Source organism: Viridibacillus sp. FSL R5-0888, from assembly GCF_038009105.1.
In the GTDB taxonomy this organism is placed as follows: Bacteria; Bacillota; Bacilli; order Bacillales_A; family Planococcaceae; genus Viridibacillus; species Viridibacillus arenosi.
In genome coordinates, this window is record NZ_JBBPAU010000001.1 from 1,253,205 (window position 1) to 1,275,986 (window position 22,782).

19 protein-coding genes are annotated in these 22,782 nt (G+C 36.6%); all 19 read left to right on the forward strand.

All coding sequences use genetic code 11. The features are described from left to right. Nucleotides 1-3: 3 nt before the first annotated feature. The 19 genes from mtaB (at nucleotide 4) to MKY02_RS06250 (ending at nucleotide 22,733) form a co-directional block, all read left to right on the forward strand. Nucleotides 4-1,341 carry a tRNA (N(6)-L-threonylcarbamoyladenosine(37)-C(2))-methylthiotransferase MtaB gene (gene mtaB, locus MKY02_RS06160; protein ID WP_038187149.1) on the forward strand — a complete coding sequence of 446 codons (1,338 nt, stop codon included), beginning with the start codon at nucleotides 4-6 and terminating at the stop codon, nucleotides 1,339-1,341. 230 nt (nucleotides 1,342-1,571) lie between these two features. Beyond that, a complete protein-coding gene (locus MKY02_RS06165) occupies nucleotides 1,572-2,375 on the forward strand; it encodes an SDR family NAD(P)-dependent oxidoreductase (protein ID WP_076034372.1) in 804 nt (267 codons plus the stop codon). Nucleotides 2,376-2,646: 271 nt separating this feature from the next. Continuing rightward, a complete protein-coding gene (gene deoC / locus MKY02_RS06170) occupies nucleotides 2,647-3,315 on the forward strand; it encodes a deoxyribose-phosphate aldolase (RefSeq protein ID WP_038187143.1) in 669 nt (222 codons plus the stop codon). A gap of 121 nt (nucleotides 3,316-3,436) precedes the next feature. Beyond that, the gene (rpsU, locus tag MKY02_RS06175; RefSeq protein ID WP_004227078.1) at nucleotides 3,437-3,610 is read left to right on the forward strand and encodes a 30S ribosomal protein S21; all 174 of its coding nucleotides are present in this window, start codon (nucleotides 3,437-3,439) and stop codon (nucleotides 3,608-3,610) included. A gap of 455 nt (nucleotides 3,611-4,065) precedes the next feature. Then, entirely contained in the window at nucleotides 4,066-4,494 is a 429-nt protein-coding gene (locus tag MKY02_RS06180; protein ID WP_038187128.1) for an RbsD/FucU family protein, read from the forward strand. 11 nt (nucleotides 4,495-4,505) lie between these two features. Then, nucleotides 4,506-5,267 carry a DeoR/GlpR family DNA-binding transcription regulator gene (locus MKY02_RS06185; RefSeq protein WP_038187125.1) on the forward strand — a complete coding sequence of 254 codons (762 nt, stop codon included), beginning with the start codon at nucleotides 4,506-4,508 and terminating at the stop codon, nucleotides 5,265-5,267. A 109-nt stretch (nucleotides 5,268-5,376) separates the two neighbouring features. After that, on the forward strand, nucleotides 5,377-6,876 hold the full coding sequence (locus tag MKY02_RS06190) for a sugar ABC transporter ATP-binding protein (RefSeq protein WP_076034373.1): 1,500 nt from the start codon (nucleotides 5,377-5,379) through the stop codon (nucleotides 6,874-6,876). 11 nt (nucleotides 6,877-6,887) lie between these two features. Continuing rightward, entirely contained in the window at nucleotides 6,888-7,886 is a 999-nt protein-coding gene (locus tag MKY02_RS06195; protein WP_076034374.1) for an ABC transporter permease, read from the forward strand. A gap of 55 nt (nucleotides 7,887-7,941) precedes the next feature. Continuing rightward, nucleotides 7,942-8,928, forward strand: coding sequence for an ABC transporter substrate-binding protein (locus MKY02_RS06200; RefSeq protein ID WP_038187120.1), 987 nt, complete (start codon nucleotides 7,942-7,944; stop codon nucleotides 8,926-8,928). 114 nt (nucleotides 8,929-9,042) lie between these two features. After that, a complete protein-coding gene (locus tag MKY02_RS06205; RefSeq protein ID WP_340710808.1) occupies nucleotides 9,043-10,017 on the forward strand; it encodes a Gfo/Idh/MocA family protein in 975 nt (324 codons plus the stop codon). Then, entirely contained in the window at nucleotides 10,014-10,658 is a 645-nt protein-coding gene (locus MKY02_RS06210) for a class II aldolase/adducin family protein (protein WP_340710810.1), read from the forward strand. The genes MKY02_RS06205 and MKY02_RS06210 overlap by 4 nt, the downstream gene beginning before the upstream one ends. A gap of 12 nt (nucleotides 10,659-10,670) precedes the next feature. Continuing rightward, nucleotides 10,671-12,104 carry a rhamnulokinase gene (locus MKY02_RS06215; RefSeq protein ID WP_038187105.1) on the forward strand — a complete coding sequence of 478 codons (1,434 nt, stop codon included), beginning with the start codon at nucleotides 10,671-10,673 and terminating at the stop codon, nucleotides 12,102-12,104. A gap of 12 nt (nucleotides 12,105-12,116) precedes the next feature. Then, the gene (locus MKY02_RS06220) at nucleotides 12,117-13,901 is read left to right on the forward strand and encodes an L-fucose isomerase (protein WP_445329603.1); all 1,785 of its coding nucleotides are present in this window, start codon (nucleotides 12,117-12,119) and stop codon (nucleotides 13,899-13,901) included. Nucleotides 13,902-13,915: 14 nt separating this feature from the next. After that, nucleotides 13,916-15,598: a ribulokinase gene (locus MKY02_RS06225; RefSeq protein WP_076034379.1), complete on the forward strand. Its 1,683-nt coding sequence runs from the start codon at nucleotides 13,916-13,918 to the stop codon at nucleotides 15,596-15,598. Next, complete coding sequence (locus tag MKY02_RS06230; RefSeq protein ID WP_076034380.1) at nucleotides 15,567-17,624, forward strand: bifunctional aldolase/short-chain dehydrogenase; 2,058 nt, start codon at nucleotides 15,567-15,569, stop codon at nucleotides 17,622-17,624. The genes MKY02_RS06225 and MKY02_RS06230 overlap by 32 nt, the downstream gene beginning before the upstream one ends. 145 nt (nucleotides 17,625-17,769) lie before the next feature. Then, nucleotides 17,770-19,761, forward strand: coding sequence for an ABC1 kinase family protein (locus MKY02_RS06235; protein ID WP_076034381.1), 1,992 nt, complete (start codon nucleotides 17,770-17,772; stop codon nucleotides 19,759-19,761). A gap of 119 nt (nucleotides 19,762-19,880) precedes the next feature. Beyond that, nucleotides 19,881-21,194 carry an NfeD family protein gene (locus tag MKY02_RS06240; protein ID WP_076034382.1) on the forward strand — a complete coding sequence of 438 codons (1,314 nt, stop codon included), beginning with the start codon at nucleotides 19,881-19,883 and terminating at the stop codon, nucleotides 21,192-21,194. A 20-nt stretch (nucleotides 21,195-21,214) separates the two neighbouring features. Beyond that, a complete protein-coding gene (gene floA / locus MKY02_RS06245; RefSeq protein ID WP_038187085.1) occupies nucleotides 21,215-22,219 on the forward strand; it encodes a flotillin-like protein FloA in 1,005 nt (334 codons plus the stop codon). Between the two features lie 34 nt (nucleotides 22,220-22,253). After that, on the forward strand, nucleotides 22,254-22,733 hold the full coding sequence (locus tag MKY02_RS06250) for a hypothetical protein (RefSeq protein WP_038187082.1): 480 nt from the start codon (nucleotides 22,254-22,256) through the stop codon (nucleotides 22,731-22,733). Nucleotides 22,734-22,782 lie beyond the last annotated feature (49 nt).

A 22,782-nucleotide genomic window follows, 5' to 3' on the forward strand; every position in this document is an offset into this window, starting at 1 on the left:
GCCTTGTCTTCAGTGGCTTTTCATACATTAGGATGTAAAGTGAATCACTATGAAACAGAGGCAATTTGGCAACTGTTTAAAGATGAAGGTTATGAACGCAAAGAATTTGATCATCAGGCAGATGTCTATGTAATTAATACTTGTACAGTTACGAATACAGGAGATAAGAAAAGTCGCCAAGTTATTCGTCGTGCAATAAGACAAAACCCAGATGCCGTTATTTGCGTAACAGGATGTTATGCTCAAACTTCTCCAGCAGAAATTATGGCTATTCCCGGTGTAGATATTGTAGTTGGGACGCAAGACCGTACGAAAATGATTGGCTATATTGAACAATACAAAAATGAACGTCAGCCTATCAATGCTGTACGTAACATTATGAAAAACCGAGTATATGAAGAGCTAGACGTTCCTTATTTCACTGACCGCACTCGTGCGTCATTGAAAATCCAAGAAGGTTGTAATAACTTCTGTACATTCTGTATAATCCCTTGGGCGCGTGGTCTAATGCGATCTCGTGATCCACAAGAAGTCGTGCATCAAGCACAACAACTTGTAGATGCAGGTTATTTAGAAATTGTTTTAACAGGTATCCACACAGGTGGTTATGGACAAGATTTAAAAGATTATAATCTAGCGCAACTATTACGTGACTTAGAAGAGAATGTAAAAGGCTTAAAACGTTTACGTATTAGTTCGATTGAAGCAAGTCAGTTAACCGATGAAGTGATAGAAGTTTTACGCGATTCTAATATCGTCGTAAATCATTTACATATTCCTATTCAATCGGGCTCTGACACTGTACTTAAGCGTATGCGACGCAAATACACGATGGAATTCTTCGGTGAGCGTTTAGACCGTTTACGTGAAGTGTTACCGCATTTAGCAGTTACTTCTGATGTAATCGTTGGTTTTCCTGGTGAGACAGAAGAAGAATTTATGGAAACATATAACTTCATCAATAATCACAAATTCGCTGAACTGCATGTTTTCCCATACTCTAAACGTACTGGAACACCAGCAGCCCGCATGGAAGATCAGGTAGACGAAGAAGTGAAAAATGAACGTGTACACCGCTTATTAACACTAAACGATCAACTAGCTAAAGAATATGCTTCTCAATTTGAAAATGAAGTATTAGAAATCATTCCTGAAGAACGCATTAAAGAGGGAAAAGATGCAGGGCTTTACGCTGGTTATTCAGACAATTATTTAAAAGTTATCTTTGAGGGCAATGAAGACATGATCGGTAAACTAGTAAAAGTGAAAGTAACAAAAGCTGGTTATCCGTCTTCTGAAGGTCAATTTGTGCGTGTATTAGAAGAAGTACAAGCAAACTAAACTAGATAAATAACTATAAAATTGATAAACCCCAAAAACGGAATGTAATTTCGTTTTCGGGGTTTTACTTTTGAGAAAAACTAAAAATAATAAACGCATATTGTTTTAATTATGAATATTATAGTGTTAAAATAAATAGTGTTAGGTTATAATATAACGATAAATTAAGAGTATGATAGGCTTTTGTTATTACATACTTATATTTTCGCTTATTACAGGAGGAATTTTTCATGAAACGTGTAGAAGGTAAAGTAGCTCTTATCACAGGTGGAGCATCAGGAATTGGTTTATCAGCAGCAACATTAATGGCTAAAGAAGGCGCAAAAGTAGTTATTGCTGACTTTAATATAGAAGGTGCAAAAGAGCATGCAGCTGCTTTAGTAAAAGAAGGATATGAAGCTTCAGCAGTATTCCTGGATGCAGGTAATGCAAAATCAGTAGAAGAAGCAGTGGATTTCACTGTTGAGCAATACGGTACAATTACAGTACTATTTAATAACGTTGGTTTAACAAATATTCATAAAGATTTAGATGTTGTTAATATTGACCTAGATGAATGGGATCGTTTAGTTAACGTGAACTTAAAATCAGTATTACTTGGTAGCCGTTATGCAATTCCTCATATGCAAAAAGCAGGTGGAGGTTCTATTATCAACACAGCTTCAATGGCTGCATTTGCTAGTGACCAAATCCGTACAGCTTATGGCGCTACTAAAGCAGGCGTTGTGAACATGACTAAATATATTGCAACTCAGTATGGTAAAGATAAAATTCGTTGTAACGCAATTGCACCAGGTCTTATTTTAACTCCAGCTGCAAAAAATAATATGCCTGCTGAATTGTTAGATATCTATACAAAATATCATGCACTACCATATCACGGCGAAGCAGACGATATCGGTTATGCAGTAGTATACTTAGCTTCTGAAGAATCAAAATTCATGACTGGTCAAACACTTCAAATTGAAGGTGGGCATTATATTGCAAACCCAACAATCGAAGATCAAAATGCTTGGGCAGCTTCACAAAAATAATTTTAACATAGGGGATGTTAAAATAAGTAAGGTTACTTACTTTCCTTGTACTAAATTTTAAACGATATAGTATAAAACTGTACTTGTGGAGATAATATATATAATGATTAAAAAAGTCATGCCATTTAATATAATGGCATGACTTTTTTGTATCAAAATCAATTGATTTATAGCAGTTGGCTAATGTTTCACATAACAGTGGAAAGAAAACTATAATCCGTGGTAAAATAAAGAGGTACGTACATCTATTAAATAAAAGGAGTTTTCATTCATGACTAAAGACTACGCGTTATTAATTGACCATACACTATTAAAGCCTGAAGCGACAAAAGAACAAATTGCAACACTTTGTCAAGAAGCTAAAAAATATGATTTTGCTTCGGTTTGTGTCAATCCTACATGGGTAGCAGATGCAGCAAAACATCTTGAAGGCGCTAAATCAGTTGTTTGTACTGTTATCGGTTTCCCATTAGGAGCTCAAACAAGCGCTACAAAAGCATTTGAAACAAAAGATGCTATTGCAAATGGTGCTAGTGAAATCGATATGGTGATTAATATAGGTGCCCTTAAATCAGGTCAACTTGATGTTGTTAAATCTGATATTCAAGCTGTTGTTGATGCAGCTAACGGTACTTTAGTAAAAGTTATCATCGAAACTTGCTTGCTAACGGACGAAGAAAAAGTAGTTGCTTGCCAACTATCTAAAGAAGCAGGCGCTGATTTTGTGAAAACTTCTACTGGATTTTCAACTGGTGGAGCAACTGCAGCTGATATAGCATTAATGCGCAAAACTGTTGGACCAGAAATGGGTGTAAAGGCTTCAGGTGGTGTTCGCAGTCTGGAAGATCTAGAAGCTATGGTTGAAGCTGGGGCTACTAGAATCGGTGCAAGCTCTGGTGTGAAAATTATGAACGGATTAAAATCAGATTCTGAATATTAATTCGAGCATGAGTATTGACCAATTTGTATCAATAAGGTATAATTTTTTAGTACACAGCATTAACATATTTGCTTATGATAATGTTCGTATTTGATGTGTGTTCGGAGGGAGGGAAAGAGAGATGTCAAAAACTGTCGTTAGAAAAAACGAATCGCTTGAAGATGCTCTTCGCCGCTTCAAACGTACTGTTTCTAAAAGTGGTACAATTCAAGAGGTTAGAAAACGCGAATTCTATGAAAAACCTAGCGTAAAACGCAAAAAGAAATCAGAAGCTGCACGTAAACGTAAGTGGTAATTTAATTTCCTAGACAATCCCTACGTTCAAAACACGCAACATCATGATTGATTTAAATTGCAAATGACCTAAACCGAGAAATCCTTGTGATTTCTCGGTTTATTTTTGTGCATTTTTTTAGAGTGTAATCGTTAGTAAAGTAAAGACATGATCGTGAAAATGGTTGTACACTTTGATTGCTAGTTTAGAGGAATCTGCTATTTAAGAAACTAAAAGAGATATGCATGTCAAAATAGATATCTAGTATTGAGATTCAAATTATTATAATAGGAACAAATAAATAACATGAAGCAAATATATAAAAGGATCTTGAAAGAGTTGTAACTAAATTACAAATGTTATAAGACTCTTTTTTTATTAATTTCATATTTTTGTATTTTTTGTTTGAATTGTTGAAAATATTTGGTATTATCAAATAAAACAAAAAAATAGGACATAAACAAAGGAGAAACCACATGTTAAAATATATAAAATCCTGTATTTCGCCTGAACTATTAAAAGTTTTGATGGAAATGGGGCATAGTGATGAAATAGTTCTAGCGGATGGAAATTTTCCAGCAGCCTCACATAATGATAAAATAGTGCGATTAGATGGAAATGACATACCATCCATTTTGGAAGGGATATTGTTCTTAATGCCATTAGACACTTATGTTGAAAATCCGATTTGCTTAATGATGCATGGTGAAGAAGTTGAACGTCCACAAATTTGGAAGGAATACGAAGAACTTGTAACAAAAAGTGAGAATGTCTTTAAAGCAGAATATTTATCAAGGGAATCATTTTATGAACGTGCGAAAACAGCGTATGCAATTGTGACTACAAGTGAAAAAGCATTATATGCCAATATCATATTAAAAAAAGGTGTCATTGTTGAAGGATAGGAGTGTTGAATATGTTAGTGCCTGAAAGACATAAAAAAATTGTTCAAATTATTAATGATAAGAAAAACGTAAGAGTAAATGAATTGAGTAAGCTATTTGCTGTAACAGAGGAAACAATTCGCCGAGATTTAGAGAAGCTTGAAGCAAAAAATAAACTTCAGCGGACTCATGGTGGTGCTGTAGCCATGGATGATTCAGATGATGATGAAATTCCTTTTAATGATCGTCAAGTATTGAATAGAAATGAGAAAATGGATGTTGCCAAAGTAGCAGTGTCTCTTATTGATGAACAGGATATTATTTTTTTAGATGCAAGTACAACAGCTCTATATTTAGCGAAGCTACTTCCAAATATGGAACTTACGGTACTTACAAACTCATTATTAGTTGCAAGTGAATTGGCGAATAGATCCAAAATTCAAGTCATCATGACAGGTGGTACTTTATCGAAAACGTCCTTATCACTAGTAGGACCAACAGCTATCCGTTCAATTGAACATTTCTATGTAGATAAAGTGTTTTTCTCATGCAAAGGTTTCCATAAGGACTGGGGCATCAGTGATTCGAATGAGCAACAGGCTAACGTCAAACGAGAGATGATTAAAATGTCCGAGCAAGTCATTTTATTACTCGATTTTTCAAAGATTAATCAAAAATCATTTGCTTATATCGAAGATAAATCAGTGTTGGATTGCTTAATTGTAGATCAAAAAGCAAATGTAGACTATTTGCAATCGATTGTAGATGAACGTACTAGAGTAATAATTGGATAAAAATATTTTCTGAATATTCATTATTTTTGTTGATTTCGAATAAAATGTCTCTTATAATCAACATAAACAAAGAAAAACAAATACAAATACAAATAAAAGAGGTGAATGAATGAGTAAGCTGTTGGAGATGCAGAATATTTCAAAGAGCTTTCCAGGAGTTAAAGCTCTTTCGAATGTATCACTTGATTTACATCATGGTGAAGTATTGGCTTTAGTCGGAGAAAATGGTGCTGGAAAGTCAACGCTGATGAAGATTCTAACGGGGATATATGAAAAAGATGATGGTGAAGTTTTTCTAGAAGGTCAGAAGATTAATGTTACATCTACTAAGCAAGCACAAGAATTAGGTATTTCGATCATTCATCAAGAACTAAATTTAATGAAAGATTTATCTATCGCTGAAAATATTTTTATCGGTAGAGAACCAAGAGGGTTGTTAAACTTCTTTATAAAGGATCATGAATTACATAATAAGACGAGGGAATTATTTAAACGACTCTCCATAGATTTAAATGGGAAAACAAAAGTAAAGGATTTAACAGTTGCAAAACAGCAAATGGTTGAAATTGCGAAAGCGCTATCATTCGATTCGAAAATTTTAATTATGGATGAGCCCACTACTGCATTAACAGATGCGGAAATAGATGTACTGTTTGAAATTATTGATAATTTAAAAGCCAGTGGTGTTGGAATTATTTATATATCCCATAGGATGGATGAGTTAAAACGAATCTCAGATCGGATTACGATAATGCGAGATGGAGAGTATATCACAACGCTAAATACGAAGGAAACGGAAATGAGTAAAGTGATTCAATTGATGGTAGGAAGAGAGCTTTATATTGAATCAAAACCAACTATTTCAGATAGTAATAGAGATACTGTTCTAGAATTAAAGAATGTTAGTACCAATACAAATTTAAAGGATATTTCTTTTGAACTCAAAAAAGGAGAAATTCTTGGCTTTGCAGGCTTAATGGGTGCTGGTAGAACAGAAGTGGCAAATGCTATTTTCGGAGTTGATAAGATAAGGACTGGGGAGATTATTTTACATGGGAAAAAGGTGCAAATAACATCACCTAGTCGCGCTGTTAAACAAGGTATTGGCTATTTATCTGAAGATCGGAAACATTTAGGTCTTGTTGTTGATATGGATGTAAAGACAAATATAGTCATGTCTACGATAAATGATTATCAAACACTTGGGTTTGTTAATGATCAGAATATAGCAAAGGTATCAGAGGAGTATGTCGAGCGCTTAAAAGTGAAAACGCCTTCAATTAATCAACAGATAAAATTTTTATCTGGGGGGAATCAGCAAAAGGTTGTAATTGCAAAATGGCTACTACGTGATTGTGATATTTTAATTTTTGATGAACCAACAAGAGGTATCGATGTTGGAGCCAAAGGTGAGATTTATAAATTACTAGATGAGCTAGCGGAAAAAGGGAAGTCCATTATTATGATTTCATCTGAATTGCCAGAAGTATTAAGAATGAGTCATCGTATTGTCGTTATGTCAGAAGGCCGAGTTACGGGGATTTTAAATTCAGAGGAAGCGAACCAGGAGAAAATCATGGAGTTAGCTACAGCATACCGTGAAGGTTAGGGAGGGATAATATGAAAGCGGATACATTAGATCAAATAACAGTGACTAAGAAAAAGAATAAGGGAATTCCATCCAATACATTACAACAAGTTCTAGCTTTTAGTAGTTTAGTAGTATTGGTTATTTTTTTCTCGTTTGCATCATCCAGTTTCATGCAATGGAGTAATATAGTGGGAATATTGTTATCTACGGCAGTTATAGGGATATTAGCACTAGGTGCAACCTTTGTCATTATTACAGGAGGAATTGACTTATCTGTAGGAACTGTCATGACCTTGTCATCTGTGATTACGGGTATAATTGTCGTCAATTCAGATCTGCCAATTGTAGTCGGTGTCATTGGTGGTATTTTAACAGGTGCACTTTGTGGTTTGTTGTGTGGTATTGCCATTACTAAATTAAAAATACCACCATTTGTTGCAACATTGGCGATGATGATGATAGCGAAAGGATTAGCGTTAGTTATATCAAAGGCTGCGCCAATCTACTTTACAGATAAGCCTATGTTTACAAAAATTGCTTTAGGTTCAATTATTCCAGGCGTCAATATTCCAAATGCTGTATTAATATTCTTTGTCCTTGGCATTATAGCAGCAATTATCTTATCTAAAACTATATTGGGGCGTTTTAATTTAGCCATTGGTAGTAATGAGGATGCAACAAAGCTTTCTGGCGTGAATGTAGATTACTGGAAAATGACGATTTATACACTAGCGGGTGCTTTTACAGGTATCGCAGGCGTGTTAATGGCATCACGATTAAATTCTGCTCAACCTGCATTAGGTCAAGGGTATGAATTAGAAGCAATTGCTGCTGTTGTAATTGGTGGTACTTCGCTTAGTGGAGGAAAAGGAACTATTATCGGAACTATTATCGGTGCATTAATTATGAGTGTCTTGACGAATGGATTACGAGTATTATCAATTCCACAAGAATGGCAAACAGTAGTGATTGGTTTTGTTATTATCTTAGCGGTATACATGGATATATTACGTAGGGGTAAAAGCTAAGTGTGATATGAGGTCGTTCTAGACTTGATATAAATTAAACAAAGGGGGCAAAGAAATGAAAAAGAAATCGATTTTTCTAGGTGGATTATTAGCAGTATCGATGTTACTTGGTGCATGTAATGATAAAGAGGGAGCGACAAGTGAAGGTGAAAAAGAACCAGTAAGCTCTGATAAACCTTATGTAGCGATTGTATCAAAAGGTTTCCAACATCAATTTTGGCAAGCTGTAAAACAGGGTGCTGAAAAGGCTGCTGATGAGTTTGATGTAAAAATTACATTTGAAGGTCCCGAAACTGAAGCGCAAGTTGATAAACAAATTGAAATGTTACGTGCAGTTTTAGATAAAAAACCAGCTGCTATAGGCTTTGCGGCATTGGATTCTAAAGCATCAGTGCCGTTATTAGATGAAGCTAAGGAAAAAAATATTCCGATTGTTGCGTTTGACTCAGGTGTGGAAAGTGAAATCCCTGTTGCAACTGCATCTACGGACAATAAAGCAGCTGCAGCATTAGCAGCTGATAAGATGGCCGAGTTTATAGGTGGCAAAGGGAAAATTGCCCTAATCGTACAAGATCAAACTTCATTAACTGGTAAAGGTCGTAGAGATGGCTTTAAAGAGCAAATTGAAAGTAAATATCCAGATATTAAAATAGTTGATATTCAATATGGTGATGGTGATCATTTGAAATCAACTGACTTGGCAAAAGCTATTATGCAAGCACATCCGGATTTAAAAGGCATTTTCGGCTCTAATGAAGGTTCTGCAATTGGAGTAGTAAACGCAGTACAAGAGATGAATAAAGTAGGCAAAATTGTCGTTGTTGGTTTTGACTCAGGTAAACAGCAAATTGATGCGATTAAGAGTGGATTAATGGCAGGAGCTGTAACTCAAAATCCAGTTGGTATTGGTTATGAAACTGTTAAAGCTGCAGTTGCTTCAATCAAAGGCGAGAGTGTTGAAAAATCAATCGATACTGGTTTCTATTGGTACGACAAAGACAATATTGACACGGATGAAATTAAAGCAGCGATTTACGAATAATTATTGGTGTTTCTAAATAAATCTACTTTTCTTATAAATTAGTTGAAGAAAAATCTATTTATTAAAGGTTAATAAGGGCTGTAAAAACAGCCCTTTTCTAAAGGGGGCATACAATTGACGATTAAATGGGGCATTTTAAGTGCAGCGACTATTGCTAAAAACTATGTTATGCCAGCAATCCAAGAAGCAGGGGGAAATATTCTTGCAATCGCAAGCCGTAGCCAAGATTTAACTGAAATCCAACAAGCATTTCAGATACCCTATACACTGAATGATTACAATCAGCTCCTTGATATGGACGAAATTGATGCAGTTTATATTGCATTACCTAATAGTTTTCATTTCGAATGGATTATGAAAGCAATTGAGCATGGCAAGCATGTATTATGCGAAAAGCCAATAGTCTTGTCGCTAGAAGAACTTCAAATAATTCAACAAAAAAGTATCGAGAAAAAAGTAAAAGTGATGGAAGCTTTTATGTATCGTTTTCATCCACAAATTATAGAGACTAAAAAGCTATTAGAAGAAGGCGCAATAGGCGAAGTATTAACTATTAGAAGTCAATTTCATTTTACATTAGAAAATTGGACAGATGATATACGTGTAAATCCCAATCTTGGTGGTGGTGCTTTGTATGATATCGGCTGTTATTGTATAAATGTCCAACAATTTTTACTTGATAAAAAGGTAGTTACATACCATGTACTGCAAGGGCGTAAAAGTAATGTGGATGTCCATTTAACAATTCAAGTGCAATATGAAGATGGCATTCTTGGACTAATCGACTGCAGTTTTTTAGGTGAGTTTTCACAATCAGTCGATCTAATTGGAACAGAAGGTAGTCTCAGATTACCCTTTGCCTTTCGTACAGATTTAAATCAGGATTTTGGAGTTATTCAATTGATTCAAAATGGGCAACTAAGCTCGCAACATATTGAGGGGAATGCCTATAAAAATCAAATTGAACATTTCCAAAAAAGCATTGAGCAAAGGGAGTTTCAGCCCTATCCTTTCGATTCCATGCTAGAACAAGTAGCGATTCTAGAAGAATTCCAAACAACATTAAAAAGGGAGGGCGTGATTGGATGACTAGTGTAATTCAAGATCTACAAAAGTACGCAACAGAATTAGTGCAAAGTGGTTTAGTGGTTGGTGCGGGTGGCAATTTAAGTATGAGAGATGGGGAGTATATGTATATTTCTCCAAGTGGTTATGACTTAAAAGAAATAGCAGATGAAGAATGGGTTAAGGTTCATATTGAGTCCGGTGAAATCGAGGGAGATTTGCGCCCTTCATCAGAAGTTTTAATGCATTTAACATGCTTTAGAGATAATCATGAGATTCAAGCTGTTCTACATGCACATCCAACTTACTCGGTAGGCGTATCCTCAGCAGGACAAAACATTCCACCACTCTTTCCGGATTTCCCTGCTATGGTGAAAAAGGTTGGTTATATCGATTACGTCATTCCAACTACTCATGAATTGGCTGAGAAAGTATCTGAACTTGTTTTGGATCATGATGTGATGATTATGAGGAATCATGGTGTACTAACTGTCGGGAAAACAATGAAGGAAGCGTATTTTTTCATGCAACTAACAGAGGAATCGGCCAAAGTATTTACCATTAGTACAATTTTTGGTGGCCCTAGAATTTTAACGGACGAAGAATGCTTGGAGTTAAGAAATCTATCTTCAGAGAAATATCGCTCGAAATTACTTCGAGAATAGAGGTGATTGTTTATGACTACAGTTCTTGCATATGACTTAGGCTCTTCAAGTGGAAGATTAATAGCTGGAAAATTTGATGGTAATACGATTTCTATTAAGGAGATTCACAGATTTAACAATAAGCCACAAATAGTTCAAGGCCATTATTATTGGGATTACCCTGCACTTATAAAGGAATTAAAAACGGGTTTGCAAAAGGTTGATTTTCCAGCTGCTTCAGTTGGTATCGATACATGGGGTGTCGATATAGGCTTACTAAATAACGAGTATGCACTGTTATCATTGCCCTTTTCATATAGAGATACACATTCTGAGCCACAGCTTCAGAAGTTGAAACAACTAATAGATCCTTTTGAGTTATTTAAAAAAACAGGAAATGAAATCTCCACTATTAATACCCTATTTCAACTTATGGCTATTTACGAAAAATCCCCTAACTATAGAGAGCATTGTAAGTCTATCTTGATGATGCCTAATTTATTGTTGTACGGATTATCGAATGTAGCGTTAAACGAGTATTCTATATCTTCTACGTCACAGTTAGTGAATCATGAGAGCAAGCAATGGGATGAAGGACTTATGCAACTTGTTTTTCAACAACAACTACCTTTAGCATCCATTGAAATGCCACATCAAATGATAGGAAATGTACTAGATTTTCCGTCAATAAAAATGGCTTTAGTACCAGGTCATGATACAGCTTGTGCATTATCAGCATTGCCAATAAATCGTAGAAATGCTGTTTTCATGAGTATTGGTACTTGGTGCTTAGTTGGCAAAGAAGTCGACAAACCGATAGTTAGTTTAGCTGCATTTGAAGCAGGCTTTACTAATGAGGGTACGAGTGAAGGAGCAATTCGTTTTCAAAAGAATGGAATGGGTTTTTGGATTTTACAAAAGTTGCGTGAGGAATGGAATGCATCAGGAATGAAAGTATCATATGACATTGAGCGTCAAGGATTTTTGGAAGCAGCAGCTTTTAAAACAATTATCGATCCAGAAGATCCTCTATTCTTTAATCCTAAATCGATGACCTTAGCAATCGAAACGTATTGTGCGAAAACGGCCCAAGAGACACCTAGTACAATTGGAGAATATGTACGTTGCTTTACTGAAAGTGTAGCTATTAGTTATGCGAAAGTGATTAAAAACATAGAGCAATTATCATCTCAACCTACATCGGAAATTTATATTGGCGGAGGTGGAGCTCAAAACGAAACACTATGTCAATTGATTGCCAATGCAACAGGGAAGGTTGTATTGGCAGGGCCCATTGAAGCGAGTTCAATTGGTAATGGTCTATCACAGTTAAGAGCTTTAGGAGAATTAAATTCGATAGAAGAAGGAAGAAATCTTGTCTCACGCTCATTTCATCCGGATGAATTTATACCACAGGATCAAGCACGCTGGCAGGAGATACTAGAACAATATAAAACTTTCATTTAGGAGGTAATAGAAATGATGAGTAACAGATATATTGGAGATTTACCTAAGATTGGCATTCGGCCAGCAATTGATGGGCGAAGAAGAGGGGTAAGGGAATCACTTGAGGAAACAACAATGGGTATGGCTAAAGCTGTAGCAAAGTTGCTAAGTGAAAATTTATCTTACTATAATGGGCAACCAGTAGAATGCGTCATCGCAGATAGTTGTATAGGAGGCGTAGCAGAGGCAGCGAGAGCAGCAGAAAAGTTTAAAAAAGAAGGTGTCGGTATATCGATTACTGTCACGCCATGTTGGTGTTATGGTAGTGAAACAATGGACATGGATCCACATCTCCCAAAAGCTGTTTGGGGTTTTAATGGAACTGAAAGACCCGGAGCAGTGTATCTAGCTGCAGTCTTAGCTGCATACAATCAAAAAGGGCTACCGGCTTATGGCATATATGGTGAAGACGTGCAAGATGCAGGAGATTCAGAGATTCCTAAAGATGTACAACAAAAATTATTGAAATTTACAAAGGCTGCAATAGTAGTTGCAACCTTAAAAGGAAAATCGTATTTAGCAATGGGTTCTGTGTCTATGGGGATTGCAGGAAGTATTGTAAAGGATGATTTCTTCCAAGAGTATTTAGGTATGCGCAACGAATACATTGATATGAGTGAGTTTGTTAGAAGATTGGATTTAAATATTTTTGACGAAGAAGAATACAATAGAGCTTTTAAATGGGTTAAGGAAAAATTCATTTTCGGTCAAGATAATAATAAAGAAGAGTTTAAGCGTACAGATGAACAATTAGCAAAGGATTTAGAAACGTCGATAAAAATGACATTAATCACGAAAGATTTAATGGTTGGTAATGACAAAATTGCTGCAAAAGGTTGGGAAGAAGAAGCTTTAGGTAGAAATGCATTAATAGCAGGTTTCCAAGGGCAACGTCAATGGACAGATCATTTCCCTAACGGTGATTTTATGGAAACGATTTTAAATTCGTCATTTGATTGGAATGGTAAGCGGGCACCCTATCTACTTGCAACTGAAAATGATAGTTTGAATGGGGTAACGATGGCTTTGGGGCATTTATTGACGAATACGGCACAAGTATTTGCAGATGTCCGGACGTATTGGAGTCCTTCAGCAGTTAAACGTGTGACAGGTAAAGAGCCGGTTGGAAAAGCGGCAAATGGTTTTATTCATCTGATTAACTCAGGTTCAGCAGCACTCGATGGAACTGGCCATCAACAAATAGATGGTAAGCCTGCGATTAAACCATTCTGGGAAGTAACGGATGAAGAAATCGAACAATGTATAAAAAATACAAAGTGGAGACCAGCTTCAACAGAATATTTCCGTGGCGGTGGTTACTCGACCGATTTTACAACAAAGGGTGAAATGCCTGTAACGATTGCACGATTAAATTATGTCAAAGGGCTTGGTCCAGTGTTGCAACTAGCGGAAGGTCATACTGTCGAGCTTGAAGAAGATATGCACGATACATTGGATCTTCGTACAGATCCAACTTGGCCAACGACATGGTTTGTACCAAATATTACGGGTGAAGGTGCGTTCACAGATGTGTATTCAGTGATGAATAATTGGGGAGCAAACCATTGTGTTTTAACATACGGCCATGTAGGTGCCGAATTTATCACATTAGCATCGATGCTTCGTATTCCAGTCAACATGCACAATGTAGCTAATGATAAATTGTTTAGACCGAGTGCTTGGAATATGTTTGGTACACAGGAAAGCGAACAAGCAGATTTTAGAGCATGTCAAAATTTTGGACCTCTTTATAAATAAAGGAGGAGCTGAAGATGAACTATGTAATTGGTATAGATTTTGGCTCAGAATCTGGTAGAGCCGTCTTAGTGGATAGTGAAAATGGAGACATCATTAAAGTAGCTGAAATGACTTATCCAAATGGGGTTTTGACGAAATCATTAAATGGCAAACCCATTAAAGCTAACATGGTGCTACAAAATCCTAATGACTATGTAGAAGTGTTAAATGCAACTATAAAGACCTTACTAAAAGAAACGAAAGTGGATCCTAACAATATTAAGGGAATGGGCGTCGCTTTTACAAGCTGTACTTGTTTACCAGTGGATCAGCAGTTAACTCCATTATGTAATAAGGAGATGTATGTAGATCAACCTCATGCATTTGCAAAGTTGTGGAAGAGTCATAGTGCAGAGAAAGAGGCGCAGTTTATAACTGAGAAGCTGGCCGACCATCCTTATCTCGGAAAATATGGTGGAGTCATTTCTTCTGAGTGGTTACTTCCAAAATTGTTAGAGATTTTAAATGATACACCTGCCCTTTTTGAGAATATGGATTATTTTTTAGAAGCTGGTGATTGGATTGTTTCGCTATTAACGGGGAAAGTATCTAGAAGTACTTGTTCTGCAGGATATAAAGGAACTTGGCAAAAAAAAGATGGGTATTTAGATAAAGAGATACTTCATTCTATCCATCCGAGCTTAGCAGACGTCTACACCCGCCAACTAAAAGGTGAAATTATCTCAGTAGGCTGTTCTGCAGGAACGTTAACACCTTATTTTGCTAATTTACTTGGCTTATCAGAAAATACAGCTGTTGGTGCAAGTATTATTGATGCGCATGCGGCAGTACCTGGAGCTGGCATCTATAAACCTGGAATTCTCCAAATCGTTATGGGTACATCTAGCTGCCATTTACTATTAAGTGAACAAGAGATTACTATACCAGGTATCTCAGGAGTCGTGGAAGATGGTATTCTCCCGGGTTTATATGCATATGAGGCAGGGCAAGTAGCAGTTGGAGATATTTTTGCAAGTTTTATAAAAAACCAAGTACCGACAAATTATATACAGGAATCGAATGAGAGAAATTTAACTGTCTTTCAGTTATTAAACGAAAAGGCGGAAACACTAGATGTAGGTGAAACAGGGATGGTAGCACTTGATTGGCATAATGGAAATCGCACACCGTATGTTAATTCAAATTTTTCGAGTGTATTCGTGGGTGAAACATTGCAAACAGAAGCTCACGAGAAATATCGTACCTTACTTGAAGCAACAGCTTTTGGTACAAAAGTGATTGTCGATTTATTCGAAGAAAAAAATATAGACATTCATCAAATAGTCGTAACTGGTGGGATTCCAAAAAAGAATCCATTCCTTATGCAAATATATGCAGATGTCTTACAAAAGGAAATCTTAGTTGTTGATCATCACCAAATACCGGCTCTAGGAGCGGCTATTTTAGGTGCAGCAGCAGCCCATGACAAAGCTGATGAAAAGTATTCTCTAAATAGTGCAATTCAAAAGATAGGTTTTAAAGATTATATACAATATTCACCGAATAAAAAACATGAAAAGATCTACAACAAACTATATGGCATATATAGAAACCTTAGCCATTATTTTAGCAGCAATGATGATCTTTTAACTTTACACACATTAAAGACGGGGAGGGAAATGAATAATGGTGCAAAATTTATGGAGTCAATTAAATAGACCTGCTGTCAATGAGGTTGAGGAATTAACATACCGCTCCAATTTATTAGGAAGCGATCGACGTGTATGTAACTGGGGGGGAGGAAATACTTCCTTTAAAACAACGGCAAAAGATTTTAAGGGTGAGGAAGTAGAAGTCATGTGGGTAAAAGGGAGTGGATCTGACCTAGCAACTATGGGTGATCAAAACTTCACAGCTTTAAAACTTTCGGATATGCAACAACTAATTGAACGAGAGGCAATGACAGATGAAGAAATGGTCGCGTACTTAGAGCATTGTATGCTGTCTAAAAAGCAACCAAGACCTTCTATTGAAACACTTTTACATGCCTTTTTACCATATAAGCACATTGACCATACACATCCAGATGCAATCATTAGCATATGCTGTGCCCCTAATGGTAAAGAGATTGCTAAAAAGATATTTGGAGATAGCTTTGTTTGGGTTCCTTATTTAAGACCAGGATTTTTGTTGTCTAAAATAATTGCTGAAGGCGTGCAAAACAACCTAAATGCCGAACTTGTTTTAATGGAAAAGCATGGTTTGGTTGTATGGGGAAATACCGCGGAAGAAAGCTATACAAGAACAATTGATGTGATTAACAAAGCAGAAGCTTATATCGACTCAATTGCTGCCACTCAGGAGCCATTTGGAGGGCAACTTATAGAGCCTATAGAAGCGGAAACTAGACAACGGTTACTAAGCAAGGTTTTACCTGGTATACGTGGAATAGCTTCGAAATTTGAAAAAGTGATTACAAGCATCGATCAGTCTGAAGAGGTCCTTACCTTTGTTAATAGTCGGAAAATTGAGATATTGTCTAATGTAGGAGCAGCATGCCCAGACCATTTAGTACATACGAAGCGTGTACCGTTATTTATTGAATGGGATGGCAACGAAGATACTTTAGAGGTGGTAATTCAAGAAAAGATTGCTGCTTATCAATCTGAATACAAAGAGTATTTTAACCGCTTTGCAAATGCTGATGACAAAATGTTTAATCCATCTCCAAGAGTAATTTTGATTCGCGGGCTTGGGATGATTACAACAGGGAAAGATATACAAGCTGCCGAGTTAAGTCAGGCCTTGTATCATCGTGCAATTTCAGTGATGAAAGGGGCAGATGCTATAGGTGGATTTACTTCACTATCGGATGAAGAGTCATTTGCCGTTGAGTATTGGCCATTAGAACTTTATAAACTGAGTTTAGCACCAGCGGAAGCCGAGTTTTCAAGACACGTGGCCTTAATTACAGGAGGCGCAGGGGGAATTGGTAGTGCTACATGCCGATTACTTGCCTCTCAAGGTGCACATATCGTAATTGCTGATCTAAATAAAGAAGGTGCTGAGAAAGTAGCATCAGAGTTGAATCAGAAATACGGTGAAGGACGTGCATTTTCGGTAGTGATGGATGTTACGGATGAAACCCAAATCAAAGAAGCATTCGAACAAACTGTTTTGAAGTATGGAGGCGTAGATATTCTTGTGAATAATGCTGGATTAGCAACTTCTAGTCCATTAGAGGAAACAACTTTACAAGAATGGAACCTTAATATGAATGTATTAGGAACGGGATATTTCTTAGTTTCCCGCGAGGCGTTTACAATTATGAAAAAGCAGTTACTAGGGGGCAGTATGATTTTTATTGGCTCTAAAAACTCAGTTTATGCAGGTAAAAACGTTTCAGCGTATAGTTCTGTAAAAGCGTTAGAAGTACATTTAGCTCGTTGTATAGCAGCAGAGGGTGGCGACTTTGGTATTCGTGCTAATTCAGTGTTACCAGATGCTGTACTACAAGGATCTGCAATTTGGGGGTCGAAGTGGCGTGAGGAACGTGCAGCGGCTTACAACATTCATCCAGATGAGCTAGAAAATCATTATAAGGATCGCACAGTATTAAAAGAGAATATTTATCCAATAGATATTGCTGAAGCAATTGCCTTTTTCGCATCGAAGAAAGCAGCAAAAACAACAGGATGTATGGTAACTGTTGATGGGGGAGTAGCTGCAGCATTCACTAGATAAAAAATTTAAAGCTAGATCATTCAAAAAAAGAATGTGCTAGCTTTTTATTTTTTTAAAAAACGTATTTTTTGATGTGCTTTACAAGCTATCGTGAGGCGATTTGTGATTTAATAATAGACATCATACAAGATATGTAGGTGAAGCTATGCATTATATTTGGACTGTATTACAACTCTTAATAGTCGGTTTAATTATCTATTTTGTCAGTGGTCGCTTGATCGGTACGAAATTGAATTTTATGAAGCGCATTTTATCAGCAGTATTTAGTTTAACTTTCACAACGTTTGTTTATTGGTATTCATATTTACGTCACACCGATTATAAAAACGAAGACATGGTGCAAGCAGTAACAAATGTCAGTACACTGGTGTGGATCGGCAGTATGTTATTAATCGCAATGTTATTTTATTTAATATTAGAACTTTTTGACCCTATTCAACTAGGAGCGAAGGGTGAAAGATTAACAGGGCAGAAAAATATCGTCACAAGATTTCGCAGTCGATTTCATAGACAAAAGAGATTAGTGGAAGTATTTCGAATCGCTTTTAAACACGGTATTGGAAAGGCACTGAAGTATAAGCGTACGTATGAAAATGATCGCTATTTATCTATAGCACTGCGTAATATGCTAGAAGAATGCGGTGGTATTTTTATTAAATTCGGTCAGGTGTTATCAGCACGCAAAGATATTTTTCCTGCAGTTTTTATAGAAGAGTTATCTACGTTACAGCAAAACGTTAAACCAATGACAGCTGAGCAAGTAGAAAAGAGACTGGAACAAGATTTATCAAAGCCGATGTCGGAAGTATTTCGTAGTTTTAATATGCAGCCTATTGCTTCAGGTTCCATAGGTCAAGTACATAAGGCTATCTTGAGAGAGAATGGCAAAGAGGTTGTTGTAAAATTACTAAGACCTAATATAACTTCGGTTATGCAAAAAGACTTAGATATTTTATTGCACTTTTCAAGTTGGCTAGTTGAAGAGTCAACTTGGGCTGAAAATTTAGGTTTCCATCAGCTTGCGACTGGCTTTGCTAATAGTTTACTTGAAGAGATTAATTTCGAAATGGAAGTTCGCAATATGGAACAAGTTTCAAATGCACTTTCTAAAAGCAAAAACAAAGTTAAAATTCCATATGTTTATAAAAAATATAGCAATGAGTATTTACTCGTCTTGGAGTACATACATGGCGTGAGTATATATAACTACCAACAAGGTTTTGAAAAAACAAACGAAAAAAGCCAGGAATTACTAAGTTCGATTTATGATAGTTTTTTAGAACAGTTACTTATAGCAGGAGTATTTCATGCAGATCCTCATCCAGGAAATTTATATGTCATGAATAATGGTAAGGCAGCGTTTTTAGATTTCGGAGCAGTCGGTAGACTAGGACCGGTGCAACAAAAAGGATTAAGGACGCTATTTATTGGTATAGAACGCAATGATCCAGAAATTGTGTTAGAAGGTTTGAAGAATTTACTTGTGGATACGAACGGAATGGATGAAGAGGGATTATTACAAGCATTAAGTCAGCTACTGATTCAATTACAATATTTAGATAAAGTATCAACTGAGGAACTTGTACAAACGTTATTTACCATTATTCAGCATTATGAGTTGAAGCTTTATCCAATGGTAGGTGTAGCATTACGCGCGTTAATCACTTTAGAGGGTACGCTTAATGGAGTAGACCCTACTTTTGATTTGTTCTCAGAAGCAAAGCGTTTTACGGCAAAGAATAAACGATCCTTTGTGACGATTTCAAGCCCTACAGAGTTAAAAGACCATTTACAACAAGAACTGATTATGATGTTACCAATGCTCAAACAGATGCCTAAAAAAATTGACCATATTACAACAAGGTTAGAAAAAGGTGAGATGAAGGTCAAGCTAGATATGTTCTCAGGAAAGGAGAATACTTTGTTCATCTCGCAATGGTTCTCGCTTTTCATCTTATTAATGGTCGGTATTACGTTTGGGATTATCTCAGTTGCTCTTTTAGCCATTTCACAATTTATAAATACTGCTTATGCCGTTTATCTAAATACGGTGTCATTTTTAGGTTTATTTTTAAGTGCGGTGTTACTTGTTAGATTGTCTGTTCAAGCAATTAGAAATTCAAAACGCGCATTATAAGAATCTTGTTATCCACCTTCAATTAGATGGTGGATATAAAATTAAAAAAAATTGAAACCTTTTAGTAGTTCAACCGTAGATTAATTAGGCATACTTCATAGTAGAAAGGTGGGGTGAAGTTGCAGCAATCTAAAAAGGTTAGCTTGTTATTTTTAATGCTCATGTCATTCATGCTGCTTTTACCATTAGCTTCTGTTTTCGCTAAGACAGAAGTGTATCATGTGCCAGTGGAAAAAGAAGTTGAGAAAGGCTTGTATGCTTTCTTACAAAGAGCTTTTGAAGAAGCTGAAGAAAGTGGTGCCAAGGCAATTGTTTTAGATATTCATACACCAGGTGGATTTGTCAATGCAGCAGGAGATATTGCAAAGCTCATGGATGAAACACCAGTTAGAACAATTGCATTTATAAATAAAGATGCTCATTCAGCAGGTGCATTTATAGCATTGCATGCAGATGAAATTTATATGGTGCCTAATGGAACAATTGGGGCTGCGGCAGTTATTGATTCTAATGGTAATATGGCCGGTCAAAAAGCAAATAGTGCATGGCTAGCTCAAATGCAAGCAGCAGCAGAAACCTCAAATCGCAACCCTAAATATGCCCTAGCAATGGCCGATATATCCTATGCTTTACCAGAGTTTAGAGCGGCAGAAGGGAATTTACTAACACTTACTGCTAATGAAGCGTTAAAAGTTGGGTATTCTGAAGGAACTGTTTCTTCGTTTCAAGAACTACTTGAGAAAACGGATTTAGATGGTGCGGAGATTGTAAATGTAAATGAATCCTTGGCAGAGCAAATTGCACGGTTTATTACTAATCCCATTATTGTCCCTATACTTTTATCAATTGCTAGTTTAGGATTAGTAATAGAGTTATATTCACCTGGCTTTGGTGTAGCAGGGACTATGAGTATTATATCCATCATTCTATTTTTCTTTGGCCATCTAGTTGCTGGATTTGCCGGATATGAATCCATCATATTATTGATTGTCGGGATTATACTAATAGTGGCGGAGTTTTTCTTGCCAGGTGGTATTAGTGGCATTATTGGTTTTGGCGCAATAGTTTTAAGTCTATTATTAGCTGGTGCTAATGTGACCTACATGGCTTATTCAATTCTTACGGCTCTGTTAGTAGCAGTAATAGGAATGGTGATCATAATGAAATTTTTCGGTAAAAAAATGACGATGCTTAACAAAATGGTGTTAAAAGACGCAACAGATACAGAGAGTGGCTATGTATCAAATAAAAATCGTCTAGAGCTTCTTGGAAAAGAAGCTATAACTTCAACACCTCTAAGACCTGCTGGCGCGATTATGCTAGATGGTGAAAGAATTGATGTCGTCTCTGAAGGCGGTTACATTGATGCAAGAAAAACAGTCATAATTATTAAAGTTGAAGGGCCTCGTATCGTAGTAAGAGAGGTACTCTAAACTAAAGGAGGAAGTTTTACATGGCATTAACAGGTAGTGCAATTACAGCCATTATCGCTATTGTAGTCGTATTTATAGTATTGGCAGTTCTATTTACATTCGTCCCTGTAGCATTGTGGATTTCGGCATTAGCGGCTGGGGTAAGAGTTAGTATTTTCACTTTAATTGGTATGCGTTTACGTCGAGTTATTCCATCACGTATCGTCAATCCATTAATTAAAGCACATAAAGCTGGTTTACCAGTAACGATTAATCAATTAGAAAGTCATTATCTTGCAGGTGGTAACGTGGACCGTGTTGTCAATGCGTTAATCGCAGCACATCGTGCGAATATCGAGTTAACTTTTGAACGCTGTGCAGCAATCGATCTTGCAGGTCGTGACGTGTTAGAAGCTGTCCAAATGTCGGTTAACCCGAAAGTAATTGAAACACCATTTATCGCGGGTGTAGCAATGAATGGTATTGAAGTTAAAGCGAAAGCTCGTATTACAGTGCGTGCGAATATCGAACGTCTTGTTGGTGGTGCTGGTGAAGAAACAATCGTTGCCCGTGTAGGTGAAGGTATTGTTAGTACAATTGGTAGCTCTAAAAACCATTCAACAGTATTAGAAAATCCAGATTCAATTTCTCAAACAGTATTATCAAAAGGATTAGACTCTGGTACAGCGTTTGAAATTCTTTCGATTGATATTGCAGACGTTGATGTCGGCAAAAATATTGGTGCAGAACTTCAAATTGAGCAAGCGCAAGCTGACAAAAATATCGCACAAGCAAAAGCAGAAGAACGTCGTGCAATGGCTGTAGCCAACGAACAAGAAATGGTTGCTAAAGTGCAAGAAATGAAAGCGAAAGTAGTAGAAGCAGAAGCTGAAGTTCCTTTAGCAATGGCGGAAGCACTACGTACCGGTAATATTGGTATTATGGATTATATGAACTACAAAAACGTGCAGGCTGATACAAGCATGCGTGATTCAATTAGTAAAATTAATCAAGACTCACATGATAACACCAATGACAATCAATAAGTAATCGTCAACCATTAGGAGGGAGGCACTTCCATTGGAAGTAATCATCCTGTTCATAATATCAGCTATCATAAGTGCTTTTTTCAAGGACAAAAAGTCAGGGAATAAGCAAGCACCAAATAAGGGACCCGTTCAAAGATCTCAGCATTCGGAACACCGTAAACCGATGCCACAAAGAACAGGTCAAACGCGTAGTTTAGAAGATTACGCGAAAGAAGTTTTCCGTGATCTTGAAAACAAATTTGGTGAACAACCGAAAGCTGAAGTTGAAAAAGCGAAAGAAATTATCGAAGAAAAAGTTGCACCTATATTAGAGAGAAGCAGTGTTTCAGAGGGTACACGTAGTTTTGAAAACTCAAGATCGACCCGTCCTGCTATGTCTCGCGGAGCAGAAATTCAGAAAAAAGTGAAACAAACTGAAAATAGTACGTTTAATTTTCCAAAAACAAAAAATCAATTAGCGCAATCAATTATAATGGCCGAAATATTAGGTCCACCAAAATCGAAACGCTAATACATGACCCCCGCTCTCTTTGCATATGCTATAGAGAAGGGGGTTTTTG

Coding starts and splice junctions, on each gene's coding strand:
- MKY02_RS06165 (WP_076034372.1), top strand. CDS start 1,572: ATGAAACGTGTAGAAGGTAAAGTAGCTCTTATCACAGGTGGAGCATCA.
- deoC (WP_038187143.1), top strand. CDS start 2,647: ATGACTAAAGACTACGCGTTATTAATTGACCATACACTATTAAAGCCT.
- rpsU (WP_004227078.1), top strand. CDS start 3,437: ATGTCAAAAACTGTCGTTAGAAAAAACGAATCGCTTGAAGATGCTCTT.
- MKY02_RS06180 (WP_038187128.1), top strand. CDS start 4,066: ATGTTAAAATATATAAAATCCTGTATTTCGCCTGAACTATTAAAAGTT.
- MKY02_RS06185 (WP_038187125.1), top strand. CDS start 4,506: ATGTTAGTGCCTGAAAGACATAAAAAAATTGTTCAAATTATTAATGAT.
- MKY02_RS06190 (WP_076034373.1), top strand. CDS start 5,377: ATGAGTAAGCTGTTGGAGATGCAGAATATTTCAAAGAGCTTTCCAGGA.
- MKY02_RS06195 (WP_076034374.1), top strand. CDS start 6,888: ATGAAAGCGGATACATTAGATCAAATAACAGTGACTAAGAAAAAGAAT.
- MKY02_RS06200 (WP_038187120.1), top strand. CDS start 7,942: ATGAAAAAGAAATCGATTTTTCTAGGTGGATTATTAGCAGTATCGATG.
- MKY02_RS06210 (WP_340710810.1), top strand. CDS start 10,014: ATGACTAGTGTAATTCAAGATCTACAAAAGTACGCAACAGAATTAGTG.
- MKY02_RS06215 (WP_038187105.1), top strand. CDS start 10,671: ATGACTACAGTTCTTGCATATGACTTAGGCTCTTCAAGTGGAAGATTA.
- MKY02_RS06220 (WP_445329603.1), top strand. CDS start 12,117: ATGATGAGTAACAGATATATTGGAGATTTACCTAAGATTGGCATTCGG.
- MKY02_RS06225 (WP_076034379.1), top strand. CDS start 13,916: ATGAACTATGTAATTGGTATAGATTTTGGCTCAGAATCTGGTAGAGCC.
- MKY02_RS06230 (WP_076034380.1), top strand. CDS start 15,567: ATGGTGCAAAATTTATGGAGTCAATTAAATAGACCTGCTGTCAATGAG.
- MKY02_RS06235 (WP_076034381.1), top strand. CDS start 17,770: ATGCATTATATTTGGACTGTATTACAACTCTTAATAGTCGGTTTAATT.
- floA (WP_038187085.1), top strand. CDS start 21,215: ATGGCATTAACAGGTAGTGCAATTACAGCCATTATCGCTATTGTAGTC.